The sequence below is a fragment of the Lachnoanaerobaculum umeaense genome (assembly GCF_003589745.1).
GTDB classification, from domain to species: Bacteria; Bacillota; Clostridia; order Lachnospirales; family Lachnospiraceae; genus Lachnoanaerobaculum; species Lachnoanaerobaculum umeaense.
Map to the genome: position 1 here is coordinate 2,077,352 of NZ_CP032364.1, position 18,493 is coordinate 2,095,844.

At 33.5% G+C, this 18,493-nt stretch carries 24 protein-coding genes and 1 pseudogene; 2 read left to right on the forward strand and 23 right to left on the reverse strand.

The features are described from left to right. Positions 1-68 precede the first annotated feature (68 nt). Positions 69-575 carry a hypothetical protein gene (locus tag D4A81_RS09570; RefSeq protein ID WP_111525319.1) on the reverse strand — a complete coding sequence of 169 codons (507 nt, stop codon included), beginning with the start codon at positions 573-575 and terminating at the stop codon, positions 69-71. Positions 576-719: 144 nt separating this feature from the next. Here D4A81_RS09570 and D4A81_RS13645 point away from each other — a divergent pair, with 144 nt between their 5' ends. Next, the gene (locus tag D4A81_RS13645; RefSeq protein WP_278321286.1) at positions 720-842 is read left to right on the forward strand and encodes a hypothetical protein; all 123 of its coding nucleotides are present in this window, start codon (positions 720-722) and stop codon (positions 840-842) included. A gap of 614 nt (positions 843-1,456) precedes the next feature. Here the strand turns inward: D4A81_RS13645 and D4A81_RS13845 are convergent. The 5 genes and pseudogenes from D4A81_RS13845 to D4A81_RS09605 form a co-directional block, all read right to left on the reverse strand. Further along, positions 1,457-1,566: pseudogene (locus D4A81_RS13845) on the reverse strand (prevent-host-death protein); the annotation flags it as partial. 62 nt (positions 1,567-1,628) lie between these two features. After that, positions 1,629-1,997, reverse strand: a complete 369-nt coding sequence (crcB, locus tag D4A81_RS09585) for a fluoride efflux transporter CrcB (RefSeq protein WP_111525318.1) — start codon at positions 1,995-1,997, stop codon at positions 1,629-1,631. A gap of 420 nt (positions 1,998-2,417) precedes the next feature. After that, entirely contained in the window at positions 2,418-2,756 is a 339-nt protein-coding gene (locus tag D4A81_RS09595) for a DUF1877 family protein (RefSeq protein WP_330405117.1), read from the reverse strand. 10 nt (positions 2,757-2,766) lie between these two features. Continuing rightward, positions 2,767-3,447: a DUF4357 domain-containing protein gene (locus tag D4A81_RS09600; protein WP_111525316.1), complete on the reverse strand. Its 681-nt coding sequence runs from the start codon at positions 3,445-3,447 to the stop codon at positions 2,767-2,769. Positions 3,448-3,469: 22 nt separating this feature from the next. After that, entirely contained in the window at positions 3,470-3,883 is a 414-nt protein-coding gene (locus D4A81_RS09605) for a hypothetical protein (RefSeq protein WP_111525315.1), read from the reverse strand. A 114-nt stretch (positions 3,884-3,997) separates the two neighbouring features. On the opposite strand from D4A81_RS09605, the gene D4A81_RS09610 reads away from it, so the two are divergent. Next, positions 3,998-4,507 carry an SMI1/KNR4 family protein gene (locus D4A81_RS09610; RefSeq protein ID WP_111525314.1) on the forward strand — a complete coding sequence of 170 codons (510 nt, stop codon included), beginning with the start codon at positions 3,998-4,000 and terminating at the stop codon, positions 4,505-4,507. 56 nt (positions 4,508-4,563) lie between these two features. Here the strand turns inward: D4A81_RS09610 and D4A81_RS09615 are convergent, their stop codons facing one another. The 17 genes from D4A81_RS09615 to D4A81_RS09695 form a co-directional block, all read right to left on the reverse strand. Beyond that, positions 4,564-5,133 carry a hypothetical protein gene (locus D4A81_RS09615; protein ID WP_111525313.1) on the reverse strand — a complete coding sequence of 190 codons (570 nt, stop codon included), beginning with the start codon at positions 5,131-5,133 and terminating at the stop codon, positions 4,564-4,566. Between the two features lie 34 nt (positions 5,134-5,167). Continuing rightward, positions 5,168-6,532 (reverse strand): sensor histidine kinase, encoded by a 1,365-nt coding sequence (locus D4A81_RS09620; protein ID WP_111525312.1) that lies wholly within the window; start codon positions 6,530-6,532, stop codon positions 5,168-5,170. Beyond that, positions 6,511-7,179: a response regulator transcription factor gene (locus tag D4A81_RS09625; protein ID WP_111525311.1), complete on the reverse strand. Its 669-nt coding sequence runs from the start codon at positions 7,177-7,179 to the stop codon at positions 6,511-6,513. Before D4A81_RS09625 ends, D4A81_RS09620 begins: the two co-directional genes overlap by 22 nt. 5 nt (positions 7,180-7,184) lie before the next feature. Continuing rightward, positions 7,185-7,484 carry an ABC-2 family transporter permease gene (locus D4A81_RS13510; protein WP_243111773.1) on the reverse strand — a complete coding sequence of 100 codons (300 nt, stop codon included), beginning with the start codon at positions 7,482-7,484 and terminating at the stop codon, positions 7,185-7,187. A 424-nt stretch (positions 7,485-7,908) separates the two neighbouring features. Next, entirely contained in the window at positions 7,909-8,667 is a 759-nt protein-coding gene (locus D4A81_RS09635; RefSeq protein WP_242977708.1) for an ABC-2 family transporter permease, read from the reverse strand. Then, a complete protein-coding gene (locus D4A81_RS09640; RefSeq protein WP_111525309.1) occupies positions 8,657-9,361 on the reverse strand; it encodes a lantibiotic protection ABC transporter ATP-binding subunit in 705 nt (234 codons plus the stop codon). Before D4A81_RS09640 ends, D4A81_RS09635 begins: the two co-directional genes overlap by 11 nt. Before the next feature lie 263 nt (positions 9,362-9,624). Next, entirely contained in the window at positions 9,625-10,533 is a 909-nt protein-coding gene (locus D4A81_RS09645; RefSeq protein ID WP_111525308.1) for a radical SAM mobile pair protein B, read from the reverse strand. Next, positions 10,521-11,210, reverse strand: a complete 690-nt coding sequence (locus D4A81_RS09650) for a radical SAM mobile pair protein A (RefSeq protein ID WP_111525307.1) — start codon at positions 11,208-11,210, stop codon at positions 10,521-10,523. Before D4A81_RS09650 ends, D4A81_RS09645 begins: the two co-directional genes overlap by 13 nt. Further along, positions 11,210-11,644 (reverse strand): radical SAM mobile pair system MarR family transcriptional regulator, encoded by a 435-nt coding sequence (locus D4A81_RS09655; RefSeq protein WP_111525306.1) that lies wholly within the window; start codon positions 11,642-11,644, stop codon positions 11,210-11,212. The genes D4A81_RS09650 and D4A81_RS09655 overlap by 1 nt, the downstream gene beginning before the upstream one ends. Before the next feature lie 96 nt (positions 11,645-11,740). Further along, positions 11,741-11,977, reverse strand: a complete 237-nt coding sequence (locus D4A81_RS09660) for an ASCH domain-containing protein (RefSeq protein ID WP_242977706.1) — start codon at positions 11,975-11,977, stop codon at positions 11,741-11,743. A gap of 201 nt (positions 11,978-12,178) precedes the next feature. Further along, positions 12,179-13,396 carry an IS4 family transposase gene (locus tag D4A81_RS09665; RefSeq protein WP_334295325.1) on the reverse strand — a complete coding sequence of 406 codons (1,218 nt, stop codon included), beginning with the start codon at positions 13,394-13,396 and terminating at the stop codon, positions 12,179-12,181. A 128-nt stretch (positions 13,397-13,524) separates the two neighbouring features. Then, complete coding sequence (locus D4A81_RS09670; RefSeq protein WP_111525778.1) at positions 13,525-13,722, reverse strand: 2-C-methyl-D-erythritol 4-phosphate cytidylyltransferase; 198 nt, start codon at positions 13,720-13,722, stop codon at positions 13,525-13,527. A gap of 293 nt (positions 13,723-14,015) precedes the next feature. Beyond that, positions 14,016-15,023 (reverse strand): hypothetical protein, encoded by a 1,008-nt coding sequence (locus D4A81_RS09675; RefSeq protein WP_111526060.1) that lies wholly within the window; start codon positions 15,021-15,023, stop codon positions 14,016-14,018. A gap of 91 nt (positions 15,024-15,114) precedes the next feature. Further along, positions 15,115-15,297: a ribbon-helix-helix domain-containing protein gene (locus D4A81_RS09680; protein WP_111526059.1), complete on the reverse strand. Its 183-nt coding sequence runs from the start codon at positions 15,295-15,297 to the stop codon at positions 15,115-15,117. Between the two features lie 183 nt (positions 15,298-15,480). Beyond that, positions 15,481-15,771 (reverse strand): hypothetical protein, encoded by a 291-nt coding sequence (locus D4A81_RS09685; RefSeq protein WP_060930386.1) that lies wholly within the window; start codon positions 15,769-15,771, stop codon positions 15,481-15,483. Between the two features lie 12 nt (positions 15,772-15,783). Continuing rightward, complete coding sequence (gene guaA / locus D4A81_RS09690; RefSeq protein ID WP_111526058.1) at positions 15,784-17,337, reverse strand: glutamine-hydrolyzing GMP synthase; 1,554 nt, start codon at positions 17,335-17,337, stop codon at positions 15,784-15,786. A gap of 98 nt (positions 17,338-17,435) precedes the next feature. Further along, positions 17,436-18,449, reverse strand: a complete 1,014-nt coding sequence (locus D4A81_RS09695; RefSeq protein ID WP_111526057.1) for a hypothetical protein — start codon at positions 18,447-18,449, stop codon at positions 17,436-17,438. Positions 18,450-18,493 lie beyond the last annotated feature (44 nt).

Sequence of the window (18,493 nt, forward strand, 5' to 3'; positions counted from 1 at the left end):
ATAATACATTAATTTTATTGATTTTCCTACTAAGATTTATTATTTAATTTCGTTATATAAAGAGTGAGTTATCTTCCTAACAATATAATAAATAAAGTCTGAATTACCGATACAAATGGAATAAATAAAAAAGGAGCTACTAAAAAATGTTCAATAACCGCCAAATGTTTCATCCAGTTAGTAAACTTATAATCCTTATGTCCCTCTGTGCCCGGAATAACGATCTTATTTTTATATCTTCCCTGAAATAAAAGACAGTCTAATAAGAAAAAATCACCTAGGTTTAATATACTCCACTGTATATATCCCATCCAAAACACATTCCAAAAACCACCAATTCCCTTGTGCAAAAGACTTACTACTGAATATACGAAACAAATTCCAACAATAAGAATGGTTAATATTCTATTTACCTTCTTCTCTTGTTTTGTCATTTGTACAGGTGCAGCCTTCTGAATATCCTTTGGATAGGAATCCAAAAAGAATCTTGGATTAATAAGCACCACGGCTGCTACCGCTCCGTTGAAAATAGCTGCTATAGCAATACCATCAAGAACTGCTTGGAGTACATCCATGAAATTTCTCCTCCTCAAATTCTAAATTATTTTTATTATATCACAGCTTTAATAGAATCTCTGAAAATATTGTGATAAACTATAGTTGTAACAGAAGGTGGATAATGACAATTTTATATTTAAAAATAACTATGAGGATCAACTATGTTTGATAATATTGACTTTAAAAGTTTTTGGAAGGAAAGTGAGTATATAAATAAAGTCTGTACCGGAGAGAATTTAACAGATGAGATGGTGCAAGAAGCTGAAAAAAAGACTGGGCGTTAAGTTACCTCCTTTATCTGCACTTTCAAATCCCTCTTTAATATTTTCCTCATTAATTTTAATTACCGCATCCCTGCCATATTCTATGACACTTGCATATCTTTCATCATCAAGTAGCATTTTATATTCTACTTTTTGTTAAATAAGTTCTCAACATAATTTATAATTTTACCACTGTGGCCGGCCTTTTATAATTTTATCATGTTCTAATATAATATACATTTAATAAAAGCCTATATGTACACCTATCTGTTTTAATAATTATAAACAGGTCAAATGAATAATTGAAGTATATACTAATATCAATAAGTAATTCCCTATAAGCAAAGCAGCAAGAACAAGCTTCTTTCTTGTGGACACATTTGGAAAATTATTTTGAAAATAGTATGGAAAAACAGACAAAAAAGGAAATATTACGATTATCATTGCAATATATACGGAAAAAGAAGATGCTAAAAAATGTGTACTAACAAGCCATTCTCCCCATTTTACAAATACTAACTTGCTGATGCTAAAAAGTATACAAATACTGTGTAATAAAATCAGATACAAAATATATAAAGTTTTTTTATTCTTCATAATGTCCCTCCTAAATAATATTATTAAAAGCACTTATATACAAAATGTCCTCTGCCATTCTTGGTCAAATATACAGGTTCTCCCTTATGACAATTTTTAAGACTTCATTATAATTTCTCAAATCAGATACAGGTAAAATATTCGCCATATTCTTGTACCTCCTTACTTTGACTTCATCTTGTTTCTATAACTTTTCTTGTTCTGCAATACTTATAATTTTACCACTGTTGCCAGCTTCTTTCCACATAATATGCCTAATACAGAGCATGTAACACTTATTACAATATATAATCCGCCTGATGTATATTGCTTATTATCAAGCAAGTTAAACACTTCAAGTGAGAATGTTGAAAATGTAGTGAATCCGCCACATACACCGGTCTTCCAAAACAGTACTGTATTACCTGATATATTGTCTTTGTCACTTGTAAACCCGACAATAAAACCGATTAATATTGCACCTGCTATATTTGTAATAAGTGTAAGTATCGGAAATCCGGTTTTAACCGGTATAAGACTTATCGCATATCTCGCCATTGCCCCTAGAGCTCCGCCAAGTGCCACAAATAAAAAACTCATAATTTCTCCGTTATTTAAAAGACCCGCCACCTCTATAGGTATTTACAGTGCAGGTAAATTTCTTCCCACATTTCGGACATTTAATAATATGGTAAATAATATCATCAATCCAATGTCCGTCTTTTATATGTTCCCCTAATTTGCAACTTCCCTCAACTACTATAAAACCCCTGTTTTCAACTAATTCTTTAATATACTCTATGGTTTCTTCGTACATATTTGGAGATGTAAAGTATTCAACTTTCTTTATATCACAACAATAATAACACTTAATTCTATATATACTCATGTCATCTTAAATTCTTTTGTAATCCTCAAATTACCATTATCCTAACAAATCATAATCACTACATTTCCATTTACTTCAAGTATTTTCTTATAAAAATCTCTTAGTCCCTGGAAATATATCCTTAATTCTTCTCATATTTTATCAGCATCTTCTTCATAATCCCAGATATTCGGATATATATTTGCTTCTTTAAACCGGCTTATACTTAGATTCTCCAAGGCTTTCTCTATATCAAAATCTTCAAGTGCAAGTACTATATCCTTAACCTTCGACTTTTGTGTATAAGCTATATACTCCCCTGAACTTTTAATAGAGTTCACTCCAAAAACAGCCTCACTAAGATGATTATTTTCCATAGCATCAATACCATCTTTATCATCTTCAATATCATCAACTGCTTCATTATAAAAGAGCTTCATCTCTTTTAAGTTTCTGTCGCTTAAATATTGATAATTTGCTATTATTCCCATTTTAAGTCCCTCAAAACGATGGCTTATCCCTGTATATCTCTATAGAATTCCCTTTTATGTCCTTCCACTCAACCCATCCATTATTTGACTTGCCTATAACTATCCAGCCTGCACTTGATGGATTACTACATACAATATCCTCTTGTAATATATTATTATCAATTTTTGCATTTTTTCTAATGGAAGGAATATAGCCATTACCGGTGTCTCCACAAATACTTCCTTTTAAAAGGGTAAATACACCATCTTTGACAATAGCTTTACCACTAACTTTTCCAAAGCCTTTTATATTACGATTTAGAAAGTATTCTCCATCAGGAATAAATCCGGTGTCAGTTTTAAGCTTTATTTCCTCTGTTGATTCCTCAAATACTTCTTTCTTCGTTTTATCTTTTGGATATATTTGTTTCCCGTCTAATGATGCCAATAATGATTTCGCAATTTCTATATCCAACGCAAACAATTCAGTATTAGAAATTCTGCTTTTGCTAAATATATCATGGATAAGTTTTTCCTTATCATCATATTCATCAACTTCAATTGCGAACACTCTCTTTAAACCTGTTATATTTGCATATCCGTTACTTTCTAAAAATCTCATCCTATTTTCAAATTGTTCATTTCCTGTTTTTCCAATTTTTATAAGTCCTGAAACAACTGTAGTCATTAAATATATTATTCCCTTTGCCATGTCTTACCCCAATTCTATAAAACTACAACTTACTCTTACTGCAAAGTAAGCTTTCTATCATAACCAAAACCATATTTTGTGGATTTATTTCAAACTCGTTTGATACTATACTCTTATTAAAATAATTAACCGACTTATCATGATTAAGAAATTTGTTTATACAAAGGTACTGTTCAATTTCATCAAGTATAAATGCACTTTGTTTTAAATCCAAATCACTAAAACCGTTTGCGTAATGAACGCTTTTCATAATTCTTTTCAACTTTGTCTTCGGGTATTCTTCTTTGAGTGTATCTCTCAGTAAAATAACCAACTCATCAAATGTTTTACTACCTAAATCATTTGCACTTACACCTGTAATTATATTTTCATTGCACAAATGTTCAACCAACTTGATCATTTGTTTTTTCAAATCCATAAGTCCATTTTCACTCATTAACCCCCCACCTCGGTAGGATTTATCTTTATTAATATTTACTTTAATTACTAAACATGATTATAATATAAGTTGATAAGTTAATTCAAGTTTGAAAAAAGTGGGGGATCAACAATGTTTGATAATATTGACTTCAAAAGTTTTTGGAAGGAAAGTGAGTATATAAATAAAGTCTGTACCGGAGAGAATTTAACAGATGAGATGGTGCAAGAAGCTGAAAAAAGACTGGGCGTTAAGTTACCGAAATCATATATAGAGCTTATGAAAACACAAAACGGTGGTAAACCCAATAAAAATGTTTGGTTTGATGATAAGAATAGGTACCGTGTTGATGTAGAGGAATTCTACAGTATATCGGAAGAAAAAGAAGATTCCTTATTTGGAAAATTCGGAAATGAGTTTTGGTATGATGAATGGGAATATCCAAGAAATTTAGGTATTATTATTGCCGATACAATCTCAGGCGGACATGAAATGATATATTTAGACTACAGAGATTGTGGCAAAGACGGAGAACCGAAGGTATCAATATGTATACAAGAAGATGATTTCGAGATAATTATACTTGCATCTAACTTTGAAGAATTTATATTGGGGCTTAGAGCCTCAGGAGAAATTGAGTAAAATTTTCAAAAAGCCGCCAGAGTTTAACCTCTGTCGGCTTAATTAAATGATAATATTTACCCCTTTACAAATGACTGTTTTAATTCAGCCAACTCTTTTAGCTTTCCTTCAAATACTGATTCACTCATTCCTTTCCTAATAGCAATCTCATAATAAGTATTAAATTCAGGATGATTATTTTCTTTTACAACAGCTAAAAGTTCTGCAAAATATCCCCAGACATTATTATAATTTTTTGTTGAACTGTAATCTTCTCTTTTAGGCTTCCACTGCATCTTTATAAAGAATTTATTCAGTATTTTGCTCCAGGTTTCCACATCGTCATCATAACAAAAGAACTTTGTTTCAAACAAACTGCCAAATCTCCTGTCCCAAAATTTTATATTGTCAGGCAAATACCAGGTATCACGAGGATTGCGGCATATCAATTCTATCATTATCATTTCAAGTATTGAAGCCGGCTTCCCACCGACACAGCTATAACTTCCGGCAACTAAAGTTTGTGCACCTTCCACTTTCAGCTCTTCATAAACTGTACTGCTATCAAGTAATACTAAAGCAATTTTAGCTCTATCTCCAAATGCTTTACCTTCGCTTAATAATTTGTACTTATTAAATTCGTTCATTTAGCCTCCTTACTCTTATTGGAAAAGGGTATCCTTAACCGTAATTATTCTTCAATCTTTTATTAAAAACCATTTTAACCTCAGCTCCTGCATTTACTCCTGTATAATTTTTTAAATACAAGTTGCCTTTATTTGCTACGACAATATTCTTTACTACCCATAAGCCTAAACCATGTTTATTAGACTTATCTTTTACTTTTCCGGAAATGAATTTTTCTGTAAGTAAAGGTAATAAGTCTTTATTAAAACCTGTTCCTTCATCTCTGACTGTCAAAATAAACTCTTCAGGTTCATCTTTAAACTCTACCGTTATTTTAGAACCTTTTTTAGAATATTCAACCGCGTTGGCAACTATATTTTGCAGAGCTGCAGCTACTTCCTCTTTATCCAACATAATATTACTACATTCACTTTTTATTACTTCTAAATTCAAACCGTTTAACCTACATATCCCGGACATTATCTCAATCCAATATAAAATCACTTCATTACTTACAACATCTTTTTTCCCTTCCATTGTATAAGAAAATTTTTTCAATTTATCAATATACTTTTCCAGCCTGTCAATACCGTTTGAAATATCTGCAAATCTTTCAGATGATAAATCACTATGCTCTTCTTTTAATAGTTCTAAATTTCCTTTAATCAGTGTTATCGGTGTTCTTATGTCATGGGTAAGTTGTTCCACCAACTCTTTTTGCTTAACTTGCATATCCCATTGCTCACCAAGAGATTTTTTTAGATTTTCAGCCAGTACATCAATCGAAACCAGTACTCCATCTATTTCTTTATACTTAGAATACTCTCTCTCATAGTCCAAATCCATACGACTGATGTTATCATTAGCCATAGCAATTTTGTGAATTTCCCTTTTTAATATATTTGATGAGCGAATGAGAAACAAAGCGAATCCCAAAAACCAAATAATTAGTATCAGGACAATATATCCACACTCGAAATTTTCAAAGAGTCTATAAAGCTTTTCATTGGTAAATATAACATTAACTCTGTATCTTATTACCAGTTGTCTATTTCCCCTAGTATAAGCCTTAAAAATATTTGATCCTATAATTTCACTACTGATGGCCCTTCCGTTTTTTATTGCCTGCTGTACTAAATCATCATATTTTTTATCAATGGTATTTTCTATTATTTTTCCGTCTTTCAAATATAAAAAATCATAATAATATGGTATTTCAGCCGGTGTCCAATCTTCTGTTTGAAAACCTGTTTCCACTTTTCCCGTCTGAATGTCCGCATAGTTGGCAGGGTAGACTACCCCGGCATTTAATAATACATTTAATCCAACATAAAACAGCCCAATGATAAATAAAGTATATACCAACTCTATAATTGCATATTTGCTGATTAAATATCTTAAACTTTTTTTATTTCCCACTGATAACCAACTCCCCAAACTGTTTTTATAGGATTTATATAATATGGCTCAAATTTACTTCTTATTAATTTGATTCTTTCGGTAATCGTTGTAGAACTGTCGCCTTCCTTATCATAACCATAAATTTCCGTATAAATTTTTTCTTTCGAAAATACTTGATTTTTATTTTTTAATAAGAACTCACAAATTTCGTATTCGCTATTTGTAAAACTTATCTCTACATTATCAAAATAAATTTTTTTCGAAAGCAAATCACAAGATATCGGATAATCTATAAGTTTTGAATGTTTTTCTCTATTTTCTCTCCGAATATGTGCTGCTACCCTCGCTCTAATTTCAGCAAGAGAAAAAGGTTTTGTCACATAATCATCCGCTCCTAATGCAAATCCTTCTACTTTGTCTTTTTCAAAATCTTTCGCTGTAAGTAAAATAATAGGAGTATCTATAATATTTCTGTATTTAGTCAAAAATTCAAAACCCGACATTTCTTCCATCATGATATCCAGAATAATCAAGTCATATTTGTATAAATCGCTTGGCCGGAGTTTCAGTGCCGAATTACAAATAACGACATTATATTCTTTCTCAAAGGTTAGCTTTAATAACTTCAGCAAATCTTTGTCATCATCTATTATAAGAAGATTCATACCTTTTATTCCTCCATTTCACTTATTCCGTCCCACCTATTATACCAAAATGATAATATTACCACACTTACAAATGAGATCAAAAAAGATATAAAAAGGTAAAAAATAACATTATATACATTAAAATATCCACTGACATATCCGTATATAAGTCTTATAGGATAAACAAACGGAAAGTAATACCATATACCGCTTCCCAGATCTGTTGTGCCTAAAAGAACGGCAGCCAAGGTACAAATAACACCTGTCAAAATAGAGCCTGTATAATTGAATTTTAAACTTAAAAATTGATAAACAGGTACCATACTAATCAATCCCACAGACCCGATCATAGCATAAACTGCCAAATTCAATATTTGAACATTGATTCCATAAAAGTATAAAAATAACATAAACGGTAAGATCGCTATCCCTTCAATAGTCATTAATAATATAAAGATAAATATAAATCTAACAAAAAACAATTTTTTTCGACAAATTCCTATTCTTAAATCATTGGCATAGTTCCCGGCTTTTTTGTCGCTTTCATATAACATGGGAATAAAAAAGCTGACAGAAAAGCTTGCTAAAATCGTATATGCTACAAAAAAATAGGCAAGTTCTACTCCTTTCAAACCTGTTGCACTTAAAAGATATACAATAAAAAGACCGGTAAAAATTAAAGGACACAAGATAATTACCATTATGGCCGGTGTTCTTTTGATTCTTAACAGGTAAGACTTTAGAATATTAAGCATGACCTTTTCCTCTTTCCATCACTATATTTATAGCTGTTATTATGATGTACACCATGACACTTAACACTAATCCGACATATACTGCATTCATAGATGTTAAAGGGGATGATTTTTCCAAAAAAGTACCGTTAGGATGAACCTCAATAATCGGACATAGTATACGTAAATTATAATCCCAAGGGAAAAATTCCCAATACGAGGTTACAGCAATAATTGCCGACGGAAATGTAAATATAAAATTAATTAAAATCACTAAAAACCTTTTATGAAATAATTTGTAAATAAAAAAAGATAAAGCAACTATCGGCAAACTTCCAATAAATAAACAACAGGTAGCTACTATCATGATTTTAAGACTAATCTCCTCATGTAATAAAAATCTACCTATTAAATAAATTCCTGTCGATGACAACATCAAAACAGTAAATAATTCAAAAATAACTATTCCGTTCTTGGCAATTAACATCTTTTCCGGGAATATATTCAATCTTCGCAACAAGGCAACATGCTCTTCTTTCTCTTTACCGTCAATATTAACTACAAGCAGACTTAATATAACAGGTAAAATCAGAACAGGATACCAATTAAATGCTGTGGCCATTAAATAACTTCTTCCTACAGGGCTTTGCCCCATAATACTGACCATAAAAAGATTAAATAATACAAAAATAACAGGTAATATATATTTTAGTGTAGAATTGGCAGCTCTTTTTTCCTTAATCCATTCCACTTTCAGCGTCTTAATCATCATTCATCACATCCTTTATAATAATTTCCATAAATAAATCTTCCAACTTAGACGAATCGGTATTTTGACCTTCATAACTTAAATGTCCTTTATTTAGGATACCGATTTTATCCGCAATCTGTCCAACTTCACTCAAAATGTGACTTGATAGTATGATTGTAATCCCTTGACCTGAAAGCATTTTTATCAGTTCTCTTAATTCTTGTATTCCTACAGGGTCTAACCCGTTTGTCGGTTCGTCAAGAATTAATAATAATGGGCTGTTAATCAGTGCCATTGCAATACCCAGTCTTTGTTTCATACCTAGGGAGAACTCTTTTGCCAACTTTTTGCCGGTATTATTCAATGAAACCATACTAAGTACTTCATCAATTTTCTTTCTGTCAATATTCAGTAAAGTTGTAATAACCTCTAAATTTTCATAAGCCGTTAAATTAGGATAAATAGCAGGATGTTCAATAATCGCCCCAATTTTCTTTACATCATCTGCAGCTAATAGATGATTTTCAAACATCACTTCACCCAAGCTTTTTGGAATCGCTCTTGTTATGATTTTCAATAATGTCGATTTTCCGGCACCGTTAGGCCCCAACAGACCGTATACCATACCTTTTTCCACTTGAATTGAAACATTATTTAGTGCAATCCCATTTTTATATTTTTTTGTCAGTCCTTTCGTTTCTAATATAATACTCATTTGATTTACCTCCATCATTTTTATGGTATTGTTATAGCCGATAAAAATAACTAAATTATAACCGACAAAAAAATTATGGATTTGATGAGATATATTTTATTAAAATAGGCACATTAAAAAGCACATAGCTTAAAGATTATAAGTCTTAAAGTTATGTGCTTTTACTGTACAATTCTTCATCCTTTACTTTCCCCACATATTTTGTAATTGTCGGATTTATAAATTCCGAAACTTCATATGCTATAGTACTCGCAGGTTTCTCTTTAACGATTTCTTTTTCCGGTATTTTCTGTCCCTCGAATTTCCTCATGATAGAAATAATCCACAATCACCGGATGTCCATGTGGGACTCTACCATAAGGCATTTCATTATCTACAAATGGGCACTCATACTTCTTAGCCATTTCCTCAGCTTTTGCTTCAAGCGCTTCAAAGTAGCTACGATTATGCTTGTTATAGATTTCATCGTAAAGCGGTAACAGATTAGGATATTTCCCGGCGATATAATCCATGATCGTCTTCTTGAAACTGCCGCGTAGATTGAGATTTTCGAGCCAGAACAGATCGCACTGATCCTTTACCCGCTTAAAGATGGCTTCAAAGTCTGTGATGCCGGGGAATACCGGGGATACGAAGCAGACTGTACGAATACCTGCATCATATACCTGCTTCATAGCAGCGATACGACGCTCAATGCTAGACGCAGAGTCCATATCATTTTTGAAATTTTCATCCAGTGTGTTGATTGACCAAGAGACGGTTACTCGTCCCAATTTCTTCAGTAAATCAATATCCCGTACCACAAGATCAGACTTTGTGCAGATTAGAATATCTGCGTCACTGCCAATCAGCTGCTCCAGAAGTTTTCGGGTATTCCCAAATTGCTCCTCCTGTGGATTGTAGCCATCCGTCACAGAACCGATGACCAAACGCTGTCCGACATATTTCTTTGGATTCTTAATTTCCGGCCAATGCTTCACGTCAAGGAAAGTGCCCCATTCCTCCTTGTGTCCGGTAAATCGCTTCATAAAAGAAGCATAACAATATTTGCAGGCATGTGTACAGCCTACATAAGGATTGACCGAATAACCGCCTACCGGCAGACCGGACTTGGTCATAATGTTTTTTGTTTCTACCTCGTCAATGAGGATTCCATCGATTACTTCTGCCATCTTTTCTGTAACTCCAACACTTTATTGAATTCTTCCGGCATTTCCTGAATCATATTTTTATCCCCTATGATAGGGACAAGGTCTTCCTTCATAAACACCGGAATGCCAAGCGAGTGTGCCCGGTTCGCAAGAGACCATGCCCACTCAGGCTCCGTATGAACCTTCCTGCTCTGAGCACCGGTCATAGTGCCGACAACAATCCAGTTGACTCCGGAAAAGTCAACTGAACCGGGATCATCAAATAGCGGCTCAAAGGTAACATGGTAGTGTTTTGCTCTGATATTTTTTCGAAGTGTGTCAATACGCCACAGTTCCGCTTTTCTCGTCACCGTAACGCCAAACCATGCGTTTTCCAGATCGGTATCAAAATCCAGTAGATCTGGACGTTTGGTAAGAAACAGGAACTGATGCTGTGGATTTTCACGGATTTTTGCAAACACTTCGTCTCTCCATTCCGGCTTCCATCCGGAGAGATCGCTCATTCCGGTAAGAAGAAAGTTCTGCGGACGTTTCTTTTCCATCATCTTGAGCTTACTCTGGAAGAACTCAGGAACAGCGAAGTCATCAATCATATGCCAGCGTTTCACATTATTACGGGCATAGCAATATGTACACCCCACTGTACAGCCTATGACAATATTCATGTTTTGAATCTGATTTTTGATGCAAACGCTCATTACTCCTCCCAATCCTCAAGATTCTTTCTGATGCGGTCGAGATATTCCTCAAACCGAGTAATTTCTTCCTCTGAAAAACCTTTATAGTAAATGCTACTCATCTCATCAGATACAGAATCGTACTCACCCTTTAAGGCATGTGCTTTCCCAGTCAGGAATAGGAGTGTTTTCCTCTTGTCCGTTTCAGACTGAACGCGGCTTATCAGTCCTTGATTTTCCATTCTCTCCAGCATCGTCGTAAGAGAAGTTATCGCTAATCCACATTTGACCGAGAGTAACCGAATCGGGATTCCATCCTCTTGCCACAACACATAAAGAATACGCCCCTGGGCTCCATTGAACGCATCTATATTCTTTTCACTGAGAATCTTCTCAAAAATCCGGTCACCAAGTTGTTTTATTTTGGTGACCAGAAATCCGCCATTTACTTTCATGCAGAACCTCCTATATAGTAGTTTATTGAATCATACTATATAGGAGGTTTGTTGTCAACAGTTTGTATTTATAAATGTTTGAGTAATACACACAGGCTATCCCAAACCGTTGAGAATAATATTATACTCTCCTACCTGTGGAATATGATCTCCGGCTTCATATAGTTCATATGCCGATGTCGTAGCTGTCTTAATTTTACAATTAACCAATTCCGCCAATTCATCAGCCATTTCTTTAGTATTTCCAAAACTCCAAGCTTCATATTTTACATCTTTAGATAACTTCATTTCATTGCAAAATTTAATCCAAAACTCTTTGACTTTATCATCCATTTAAACTGCCTCCAAAACTTTTAAATTGTACTCAAACCACATAGAAAAATCGCCACAAACCCTTATATTTAAACAATGTCATTAACTTAACGTTTGGAGCATACTCTTGCAAATAAGGGTATGCTCTTTTTCTTTCACTTTTACTATTATTAGCTTAAAAAGAGCATAGTTCACCAGTTTAAATCGAAATACTTATTCAGTTTAGAAACTTCGCTTATGTGTATTCGAGAAATTTGCTGCAAGCTGTCCTTTAGTTCTGTGATAATGTCTATCATGCCTTATCGGCACTACATTTTTGCTTATTTCATCATACAATGCCTGTAGTAGCGCTACTTTTTTATTTCCATCTTTTTCTATAAGAATGTATATTAGGTCATTTTTCAGAAGTCCGATACTTAGGTTTCGGTTTAACTGCATTGTATGTTTATAATCATTCTTTAGGTGCTCCTGGCTACTTTCTTCTATATCACAGATTATATCTTCTGCAAGATTGTTAACATAAATAGTGCTGTTAATGTCCTGCTCAATAAGCACTGATTTTACCCCTGTGAAATTTTTGATTTTTAATCTGTCTTTCAAAACTTCATAGGCCGTCTCTATACCCCAGCGCATATGATACAGTTCTGCAAAGCATTCCTCTGGAAATTTATCCCGTGGAAGATTAGTAGCGAAAATTTCTGACTTTCCATCATCTAAACACACCTTTACAAATCTCATTGAAAAGGAATCTCTGCTCATCATGATAGTTTCTTCTTTTTTGCCAATATAATTTCTCCTTCTAGCCTTTGTTAATGTTATGTCGACATCCTCATCATTTGATTTTAATTCTTTCTGTTCAGCCTTATAGTCACTTGTTTTTAGTCTTGCTACAAAATACACTCCATCATCTATAAAATTCAAAAATGCCGGTGTCGAAGGATAACCTCTATCCATAACAACAAGATAGGGATATCTGTTTCCAATTGTATCCTTTATTCCTTTTAACTGTTCCTGGGCTACTCGCATCTCATCAAACTTTACGGTATTAATACTGATTTCCAGAATAAAGCGATTAAGAACGTCGTAAATACATCCCAGCCCAATCTGAGCACATGGTTTTCCTCCTCTCACTGAGGCACTTCCGTATTTCTCGATGGTTTCATCAGTTGTAGGAATATTTATATCAGATCCATCTGCAGCTAAAATAAGGAATCCTTTATAGGTATATGGTTCTACCTCTTCATCCTGGTAAAAATTTTTATTATGTTCCTGATAAAGAAACTTAAATGCGTCTGGATTTAATTTCATCCTTTGCTTTAGATAACCTGGTTTAGATATTTCTGTTCCCGGATGTGTTGTTTTCATATAATTTCGCAGCTCCATTTTGAGAGTAAGGCCCTTGCGATTAATCATAGAATACACTAAATCTTCTAGTGGCATCTTTCTACGTCTGACAAGAGTGTTTGTTTTGCCACCACGACATACCTAAAGAAATACATCTGAAAGAATATTATTCTGATCTTTTAATAGTCTATTCTGTGATTTTCTCACTACAGCCCTCCAATTATTTAATCCTCATCATAAACAAGACGAGGTTTCTTCTTAGCATAGGCTGCCTTCAAATATGGAATCTGCTCCCCAGTAACTGCACCCAGATTCGCTTTCACTGTCTGCACAACCTTGCCATCAATACGTTTGTTTTCAACAAGGCTGGCATAATAATACTTTTCACCTTTATATTCTTTTGTAAGTATTTTTATAAACATGCTACACCTCGTAATTTTTCTCACTACAAGTATAGCATAATTATCTTTTTTAAACTATCTTTTTGTAATATTTTTCTCACTACTCTTAAGTTAATGACATTGTATATTTAAAGGATTTATGGCGTTATTTTGTTTACTCAAGCTCTATTCACAATATTTTGTGCCATCATTTTTATATTACTTTACTGTACTATATTGTACTGATTTTAACTTTTGATGTCCATATTTTTTCTTTTACCGCTTTTTTGTACTCAAAATGCACTCAAAACAACTCTCATATAAATATACCTTTTTTAGTATTCTACTTTTTGATAACCTGGCAAAAAAATTTCATTCACAATATCATCTAACTTATAATCTTTTGCTATCGTTCTATACACATAAATATCCTTAGGTTTACATTTTATCATTTCTTTTATATATTTTTCACAATCTATTTTATTGCCCAAATACTTATGCCCACAAGAAATTTCACTTATATTAATTTCTTTAAATATACTATCTATAGTAATCATGCCTTGTTCCTCATCGAGAATTTCTCTTAATGATTTTTGTGGATTACTCAATATTTTTAAGTCATTTGTAAACATCGAATCTTGTCCCGGCTTTAATATACCCTTGTATTTATTACCAGATTCCCCTGAAATAGAAGTCCTTCTAGATATTTGTTGTCTTATTCCATTCATTATTTTGGGGCAGTCATATGCTATTATCCTAAATTCATTTTCAATATCTGTAAATTTTTCATCCATTTCTCTACATAATAATGGGAAAGATAATGTATTATAAATTTGAACTGCTTCATTCATATCGAGTTTATCAAAAAACAGATCTTCTATCGCACACATATTAGCAATATATATATTAGTAGCACGCTCTTGATTAAGTTGATTTATACTATCTACATATGACATTTTAGCCCCAAAAAACTCTTTACCTATCGCAGTTTGTGTAAGTTTATCAATTTTCACATTTACTGCAATAAACTGATAATCATCATCAAATTTTTCCAGCCACTCTAAAGAATTATCATTTAAAACATGAAAATATGTTATATATATATATGGAATATAAAAATCTATTAATAGTGAATATAAAAAACTTGGTTCATTAAGTTCTGTTATTTTTTCTCGTGTGAAATAGGCTAGTGCTTTAACTAAATTTTTCTCATAATAATCTGAATATTCATAACCAGTTATAGGTGGTTTTAATACGGCAGATAAGATATCTCTACAATCAACAATACCTTTTTTTATTTTTCTTGCGTATTGTTCCCCTTTTATACCACGAATAATAATCACTAAGCTATCCTCCACATTACATTTACCATTTTTTATTATATTGATAAATATCACTAATAAAATATCTTCAAGTACAACTTTAACTCAAAGCTCACTTTTCCTCAACCCTACAATTCTCAATCGCATACTCCAATAATAAACCAATAAGTTCATTACGGCTATGACCAGTCTGTGTGGAAATATTATCAAGTTTTGAAACTATTTCTTCTTTAATACGAATAGAGAATGTCCTATATCCATCGTCACCTTTTGCTCGTTTATGTTTTATAATCAAATTACCACATGGAAATTGATAAATGCACCAGCTAATATTGTCGAATCTCAATATGAATGGCTGTTTCTTATTTCTTCTATGATCTGCTTTCGCCTTGAGTTTAAAAGTTTTTTATTTTCCACTATTTACAAAAAAGCCTCCCCGTAAAATGATGGAAGGCTTTCTATTATTTAATTTGTTAATCTAATTTAAATCACTTTGAAAAATTGCAATTGACGGATAATGATTCAGCTCTTCAAGGTTAGTATCTAAAGGAACACTGTAAACCATAAAATATCTTTCGGGATATTTCGCCTCAAATTCCTCAATTTTCTTTACGACAAGCTCCTTGTTTTCAGATACAAACATTACCGAAACTACACCTACTTTTTCTTCTGTATTCTCATTTTCTGACTTATCAACATAACCTGACAAAATTATTTTTAAAGAATCTTTACCATTCAACCCTTCTTTAATTAATTTTTCATCTGTCATCTTTTTCTTCCTTTACTCAAGCTCAATAGTTCCCGGTGGCTTGCTTGTGATATCATAGAGTACCCTATTTACATGGTCTACCTCATTGATAATCCTGTTGGTCACCTTTTCAAGTACTTCCCAAGGGAGTCTGGCAGCCTCTGCTGTCATAAAATCTATTGTCTTAACTGCACGAAGTGCTATGGCATAGTCATAAGTTCTGTAATCGCCCATTACTCCTACGCTTCTCATATTAGTAAGAGCTGCAAAGTACTGGTTGATTTCCTGTGAAAGTCCTGCCTTATCTATTTCCTCACGGTATATAGCGTCTGCATCCTGAACTATCTTTACCTTCTCGGCTGTAACTTCACCTATTATTCTTATTCCAAGCCCCGGTCCCGGGAATGGCTGACGGAATACAAGATGCTTCGGTATGCCAAGCTCAAGTCCCGCCTTTCTTACCTCATCCTTGAAAAGATCTCTAAGCGGCTCTATGATTTCCTTGAAATCAACATAGTCAGGGAGTCCTCCTACATTGTGATGTGACTTTATAACCACACTCTCACCGCCAAGTCCTGATTCCACAACATCAGGGTAAATTGTTCCCTGTACTAAGAAATCTACTTTGCCGATTTTTTTCGCCTCTTCTTCAAAGACTCTGATAAATTCCTCACCTATTATCTTACGCTTCTTTTCAGGCTCGCTTACACCTGCAAGTTTTGAGTAGAATCTTTCCGCTGCATTTACTCTTATGAAGTTTAGCTTATAATTGCCGTTCGGTCCGAATACAGCCTCAACCTCATCACCTTCATTTTTTCTAAGAAGTCCATGGTCTACAAATACACAAGTAAGGTTTTCGCCTACCGCCTTGCTGAGCATTACTGCTGCAACCGATGAGTCAACACCGCCTGAAAGTGCACAAAGTACCTTACCATTGCCTACCTTTTCTTTTATTGCCTTTATACTGTTTTCTACAAAGGCATCCATTTTCCAGTTACATTCACATTTGCAGACATTCTTTATAAAGTTTCCAAGCATTACAGAACCGTACTCTGAATGCAAAACTTCAGGGTGGAACTGAATTCCATAGAGATTCTTTGCCGTATTCTCATAAGAAGCTACCGGACAGTCATCACTATGTGATGTAATCTCAAATCCTTCACCAAGTTTACTTATATAGTCTGTATGGCTCATCCACACAATACTTTCCTTCGGCACATTCTCAAACAATGCACTGTCAGTCTTATCCACTGTCAGTTTGATTTTACCATACTCTCTTACACTTGCTCTTTCTACCTTTCCACCAAGTAGATGCTGCATAAGCTGTGCACCGTAGCATAGTCCAAGTACAGGAACTCCAAGTTCAAAAAGCTCTTTTGAATATGTAGCTGAATCAGGCAGATAGCAGCTGTCCGGTCCTCCTGTAAGTATGATTCCCCTCGGATTTTTCTTCTTGATCTCTTCTAAAGGGGTTTTATATGAATAGATCTCACAATATACATTGTTTTCTCTTACTCTTCTTGCAACTAATTGATTGTACTGGCCTCCAAAGTCCAAAACAATTATAAGTTCCTGCTTTAATTCCATCTGTATCTCCTATACTTGATAAATTAATTTGTACATACAATAATATATCCTAAATAGAATAAAAACGCAAATATTCTATCACTCTTAAACGTACAATTTTACTTCTCAGGTTTGTCCCTCGCAACGCTTGTTGAAACTATAAAATTTCTCATATTCTTACTTTCATCAATTCGTATATAAGCATAATACTCATTCCAGAATATAGAATCACTGTTGGTACGCCATGATATTCCATATACAGAGTCTGTAGGCTCGAATTCATTCGGTATTAGCCAAAGTTTCTTTTTGAAAATATTTTTTACATTATCTGTATCAAAAGTGTCTAATAGATCCAGATCTTCAAGCTTAATATCTATGCCGGCATTTTTCACTGCATTCTCGCAGTCCTCATCCATATAGAAATTCACTACCTTCGAATCTGTTATAGCAACATCTTTGTCAAGACTTCCATACAAATCTATTGCACCTATGAGTGTATCATCTTTAACTAATAAATATGGTGCTCCCCTTAAAGTCTCTCCGGTACTTCTATATCCCTTTTCTACAGTAAGATTCTGATTTCTCTCATACTTGGTATAAGAACCGTTTGTCAGCAATTCACTGTACTCATATGTATCGTCATCATTCATTATATATATGTCAAAGCCTTCATCTATAAGGTCTGAAACACTTGTTTTACTCAGTGTTACTTCCATACTTCCTACAGTCATTACAGGTGGCTTCACCGGTAAACCTATAAGAATATATCCAAAGCACAAGAAAACAAACAATAATGCCAATACTGAAAGAGTAAATATAGCATTATATGTACGCTTTCTTGCATTAAAAAAAGCTCTCACAGGTATTGCTATAATCATTCCGCCAAGAGCCGCAGCCCCTGATCCCATAACGCTCATTAACTTCAGAACTATCAGTACTGTGATAACTATACTTAGAATATATAAAAATATCTCACCGGTTTTCATTTTACTGGTATCTGTTTGAGTATTTGCCACTCCTCGCATACCATATACTGAACTTTTCTTCAGGCTACTTCTAAGCCAGAGTGCTATAGCAGTAAAGCAAACTCCAAGGAAAACCATTAATCCTATAAATACTAATCTGACACTCATACTTACCCTCCTATTTACGTATTTACATATGATTATTCTACCAT

Excerpts from the sequence above, each read along its gene's own strand:
- D4A81_RS09570 (WP_111525319.1), bottom strand. The coding sequence starts at position 575 with ATGGATGTACTCCAAGCAGTTCTTGATGGTATTGCTATAGCAGCTATT.
- D4A81_RS13645 (WP_278321286.1), top strand. The coding sequence starts at position 720 with ATGTTTGATAATATTGACTTTAAAAGTTTTTGGAAGGAAAGTGAGTAT.
- crcB (WP_111525318.1), bottom strand. The coding sequence starts at position 1,997 with ATGAGTTTTTTATTTGTGGCACTTGGCGGAGCTCTAGGGGCAATGGCG.
- D4A81_RS09595 (WP_330405117.1), bottom strand. The coding sequence starts at position 2,756 with ATGGGAATAATAGCAAATTATCAATATTTAAGCGACAGAAACTTAAAA.
- D4A81_RS09600 (WP_111525316.1), bottom strand. The coding sequence starts at position 3,447 with ATGGCAAAGGGAATAATATATTTAATGACTACAGTTGTTTCAGGACTT.
- D4A81_RS09605 (WP_111525315.1), bottom strand. The coding sequence starts at position 3,883 with ATGAGTGAAAATGGACTTATGGATTTGAAAAAACAAATGATCAAGTTG.
- D4A81_RS09610 (WP_111525314.1), top strand. The coding sequence starts at position 3,998 with ATGTTTGATAATATTGACTTCAAAAGTTTTTGGAAGGAAAGTGAGTAT.
- D4A81_RS09615 (WP_111525313.1), bottom strand. The coding sequence starts at position 5,133 with ATGAACGAATTTAATAAGTACAAATTATTAAGCGAAGGTAAAGCATTT.
- D4A81_RS09625 (WP_111525311.1), bottom strand. The coding sequence starts at position 7,179 with ATGAATCTTCTTATAATAGATGATGACAAAGATTTGCTGAAGTTATTA.
- D4A81_RS13510 (WP_243111773.1), bottom strand. The coding sequence starts at position 7,484 with ATGGTACCTGTTTATCAATTTTTAAGTTTAAAATTCAATTATACAGGC.
- D4A81_RS09635 (WP_242977708.1), bottom strand. The coding sequence starts at position 8,667 with ATGATGATTAAGACGCTGAAAGTGGAATGGATTAAGGAAAAAAGAGCT.
- D4A81_RS09640 (WP_111525309.1), bottom strand. The coding sequence starts at position 9,361 with ATGAGTATTATATTAGAAACGAAAGGACTGACAAAAAAATATAAAAAT.
- D4A81_RS09645 (WP_111525308.1), bottom strand. The coding sequence starts at position 10,533 with ATGGCAGAAGTAATCGATGGAATCCTCATTGACGAGGTAGAAACAAAA.
- D4A81_RS09650 (WP_111525307.1), bottom strand. The coding sequence starts at position 11,210 with ATGAGCGTTTGCATCAAAAATCAGATTCAAAACATGAATATTGTCATA.
- D4A81_RS09655 (WP_111525306.1), bottom strand. The coding sequence starts at position 11,644 with ATGAAAGTAAATGGCGGATTTCTGGTCACCAAAATAAAACAACTTGGT.
- D4A81_RS09660 (WP_242977706.1), bottom strand. The coding sequence starts at position 11,977 with ATGGATGATAAAGTCAAAGAGTTTTGGATTAAATTTTGCAATGAAATG.
- D4A81_RS09665 (WP_334295325.1), bottom strand. The coding sequence starts at position 13,396 with ATGCCACTAGAAGATTTAGTGTATTCTATGATTAATCGCAAGGGCCTT.
- D4A81_RS09670 (WP_111525778.1), bottom strand. The coding sequence starts at position 13,722 with ATGTTTATAAAAATACTTACAAAAGAATATAAAGGTGAAAAGTATTAT.
- D4A81_RS09685 (WP_060930386.1), bottom strand. The coding sequence starts at position 15,771 with ATGACAGATGAAAAATTAATTAAAGAAGGGTTGAATGGTAAAGATTCT.
- guaA (WP_111526058.1), bottom strand. The coding sequence starts at position 17,337 with ATGGAATTAAAGCAGGAACTTATAATTGTTTTGGACTTTGGAGGCCAG.
- D4A81_RS09695 (WP_111526057.1), bottom strand. The coding sequence starts at position 18,449 with ATGAGTGTCAGATTAGTATTTATAGGATTAATGGTTTTCCTTGGAGTT.